We start from the raw sequence: 3,521 nt of genomic DNA, 5'->3' as shown, positions 1-3,521 counted from the left end.
CCTGGACGTCGGCTGGCCGCCCGGCGCGCGGATCGCCGCGGTGCGCTCGGCGGTGAAGGCGTGCCTGGCGTCCGCGCGGATCGAGCGGGCGGCGCTGCGGGCCGTGGCCGCCGGGACGCCGGGCGTGGTCTCCCCGGACGGCACCGTCGCGTTCTGCACGGTCGTGCCGGGCTGGGAGGGCGTCGCCCTCGCCCGCGAGCTCGGCCGCTCCTTCACCTGCCCCGTCCTCGTCGAGAACGACGCGAACCTCGCCGCGCTCGCCGAGCGGTGGCGCGGCGCGGCCCGCTCGGCCGACGACGTGATCTGCGTCCACGCGGGCCTGCACACCGGCATCGGCGCGCTCATCGGCGGCCGCCTGCACCGGGGCCGGTGGGGAGCGGCCGGCGAGATCGGGATGCTGCCCGAGATGGGGCTGCGGGACACCACCGCCGCCCTGATCACCGGCGCGGACCTCGGGCCGGAGCTGGCGGGCGCCGCGCTGGCCGGCCTCGCCGCCGCGGGCCCGGCGCTGGACGACGCCGAGCGCGTGCTGGACGCCGCGGGCTGGGGCGGCGCCGAGGCCAGGGCCGTGGTCGGCGGGCTGGCGGCGCGGATGGCCCGCGGCATCGCGGCGATGGCGCTCGCGCTGGACCCCGAGGTGATCGTCGTCGGCGGGCCGCTGATCAGGGCGGGCGACCTGCTGGTGGCCGAGCTGCGCCGGCAGGTCCGGCCGCTGTGCCTCAGCCCGGTCCGCATCGAGGCGTCCGAGCTCGGCGACGAGGCGGTCGCCCTCGGCGCGCTCCGGCTCGCGCTGGACCGGATCGACGAGGATCTCTTCCGCGTCGGCGCGCCGCCCGGGGAGCCGCTCCGGTCAGGTTAGCGGCGCGGCGAAGGACCAGCCCTTCGCCAGGAGGGCGTCGGTGGCCGCCACGGCGGCGGCCAGCCGGTCCTCATGCGGACCCGTCACCGCGACGTGGGGCAGGCCGCGCCGTTCCAGCTCCTCCTGGAAACGGCCCGACATCCACGTCCTGATCGACTCCCCGTCGCGCCAGCCGTCCTGCACGAACGGCACCCCCGCCGGGTCGGTGAGGATCCACAGGTGGTGCGCCGTCCGCTCGTGGACGGCCTCGACCTCCGGCGCGGGCGAGCCGAGGTAGCGCTCGTGCCAGAGCGCGGTCGCGAACGCGTCGGTGTCGCAGACGAGCAGCGGCGACCCCGAGCGCGCCGCGGCGTCCTCCAGCGCCGCGTGCCGCTCGGCGATCCTCGTGAACTCGGCCGGCTCCCACCGCAGGTCGTCCAGCCACAGGGACGGGTCGCCGGACGCCCGCCGCGCCGCGGCCAGCTTCTCCTCGGTGTAGGTGCGGCCGTACTCGGGGACCCACCGCGTCGCCTCCCACGTCCCGCCCCGGGCGGCGTAGTGCGCGGCGAGCGCGCGGGCGAGGGTCGTCGTGCCCGTCGACTCCGCCCCCACGACCACGACGCGGCGCGCGAGATAGGCCCGGACGGGCGGCGCGAGCCACCGCCAGGCCGCCACCGGGTCGTCCCGCACGGCGGTGCCGCTGACCGGGAACCGCGAGCGCGGCGGGTCCACCGCGACGTGCGCCGCGGAGAACCGGGCGGCCAGCTCGGCGCCGTACGGCTCGGAGCTGAACACCGCGTCCACCGGCGGGACGGTCACGCCGAGGCCCGACCGCAGCGCCAGCCCGGCCCGGAACGCCGCGACGTGCGCCGACCAGATCTCGTCGGAGTCGTAGTCGATCTCCGCGTCGTCCACCACCGGGACGACCTCCACGTGCGGCTGCGGGTGCGTCTCGCGCAGCCAGGCCGTCCGCAGCGCGAGCGGGACGCTCTCCACGCTCGACGCGGCGACGACCACGCTCACCCGCGCGCAGCGCGCGGCGGCGGTGTCGATCAGATGGTGGTGGCCGGCGTGCGGCGGGTAGAACTTGCCGATCACCAGGCCGTGCGCGTACCCCATGCCGCCCCCTCGCCCGCCCGTGCCGCCCTCAGGCCGTCGCCGCCGCGGGTCCCCGGCCCGGTCCGCGCAGGTCGCGGCGCCAGGCCGCCAGGCCGAGCACGCACAGCGTCAGGAACACGAGGTACAGCACGCTCGTCAGCTTCAGTTCCTTGTACCAGTACAGGGGGATGTAGACGAGATCGGCGGCGATCCACAGCCACCACGACTCCGCGAGCTTGCGCGACTGCCCGTAGGTCGCCGCGAGCGACAGCGCGGTGGTCAGCGCGTCCCAGAACGGGACGGTCGAGTCGGTCCAGGCGGACAGCGCCCAGGTCAGCAGGGCGGTCGCGGCGGCGCCCGCGACGGCCAGCGCCGCCCACTCGGCGGGCCGGGTGCGCCGGACGGGCAGCCGGTCGCGGCCCTCGCCGCCGTACAGCCAGATCCACCATCCGTACGCCTGGAGGACGACGTAGACGACCTGGAGCCCGGCGTCGGCGTAGAGCCCGCCGTCCAGGAAGACCAGGCCGAGCAGCACCACGTTGGCGATGCCGATCGGCCAGTTGAGCAGGTTCTGCCGGACGACGAGCCACACGTTGACGGCGCCGGTCGCGAACCCGAGCAGCTCCGCCCACGTGGTGGGGACGGAGCCGAGGTGGAAGGCCGGGTCCAGGAGCGGGCCCAGCGGGACGTTCACCGACATGACGGCAATGATCACACACGTCCCGCCGGACCGTTCCGGTCAGCCGGACCGTTCCGGTCAGGCGACGATGCGCAGGGGCGCCTCGAGCAGCCCGGCCAGGGTCGCCAGGAACTTGGCGGCCGTCGCGCCGTCGCAGGCGCGGTGGTCCACCGACAGGGTCACCGCCATGCGCTTGCCCGGCACGACCTGCCCGTCCCGCACCACCGGCTCGTCCCGGACGGCGCCCACGGCGAGGATCGCGGCCTCCGGCGGGTTGATGACCGCGGCGAACGCGCGCACGCCGAACATCCCGAGATTGGAGACGCTGAACGTGCCGCCGCTCATCTCCTGCGGCTTCAGCTTCCCCTCCCGCGCCCGGCCGGCCAGCTCCCGGGCCTCCGCGCCGATCGAGGACACGCTCTTGCCGTCGGCGTCGCGGATCACGGGGACGACCAGGCCGTCCTCCACCGCGACGGCCACGCCGACGTGGATCCGCCTGTGGAAGAGCAGGTTCTCCCCGGTGTAGGAGACGTTCACCGCCGGATGCTCGCGCAGCGCGGTCGCGACCGCCTTCACGACCAGGTCGTTCACGCTGACCTTGGCCGGGGCGAGGGCCTCGTTCAGCGTGGCCCGGAACGCCAGCAGCGCCTCGGCGTCCACCTCCCGCTCCAGGTAGAAGTGCGGTGCCTCCCGCTTGCTCTCGGTGAGCCTGCGCGCCGCGACCTTCCGGAACCGGTTCAGCGGGACGGCCTCGACGTCCGGGTCGTCCTCCACCGGGGCGGCGGAGGCGGCCTGGGCGCCGGGTGTCGCCGCGGCCGGAGCCTGGGCCGGGGCCTGGGCCGCGTCACCCGGCGCGCCGGCGCGGATCGCGGCCTCGATGTCGGCCCGGACGATCCGCCCGCCGGG

At 76.2% G+C, this 3,521-nt stretch carries 4 protein-coding genes; 1 reads left to right on the top strand and 3 read right to left on the bottom strand.

Annotated features, from left to right (window positions below):
* Window positions 1-859: ROK family protein (locus E1291_RS40340; protein WP_165495536.1), on the top strand; the 859-nt coding region annotated here is incomplete at its 5' end.
* Here the strand turns inward: E1291_RS40340 and E1291_RS40335 are convergent.
* The 3 genes from E1291_RS40335 to E1291_RS40325 all read right to left on the bottom strand — a co-directional run.
* Window positions 851-1,957 (bottom strand): AAA family ATPase, encoded by a 1,107-nt coding sequence (locus tag E1291_RS40335; RefSeq protein ID WP_131743270.1) that lies wholly within the window; start codon window positions 1,955-1,957, stop codon window positions 851-853. The genes E1291_RS40340 and E1291_RS40335 overlap by 9 nt on opposite strands.
* A gap of 28 nt (window positions 1,958-1,985) precedes the next feature.
* Window positions 1,986-2,636 (bottom strand): nicotinamide riboside transporter PnuC, encoded by a 651-nt coding sequence (gene pnuC / locus E1291_RS40330; protein ID WP_131743269.1) that lies wholly within the window; start codon window positions 2,634-2,636, stop codon window positions 1,986-1,988.
* Between the two features lie 57 nt (window positions 2,637-2,693).
* A partial coding sequence (locus E1291_RS40325) for a dihydrolipoamide acetyltransferase family protein (protein WP_131743268.1) occupies window positions 2,694-3,521 on the bottom strand: 828 nt, incomplete at its 5' end.

It is taken from the genome of Actinomadura roseirufa, from assembly GCF_900659635.1.
Lineage (GTDB): Bacteria > Actinomycetota > Actinomycetes > Streptosporangiales > Streptosporangiaceae > Spirillospora > Spirillospora roseirufa.
This window is presented reverse-complemented; position numbering and strand designations above follow the sequence as displayed.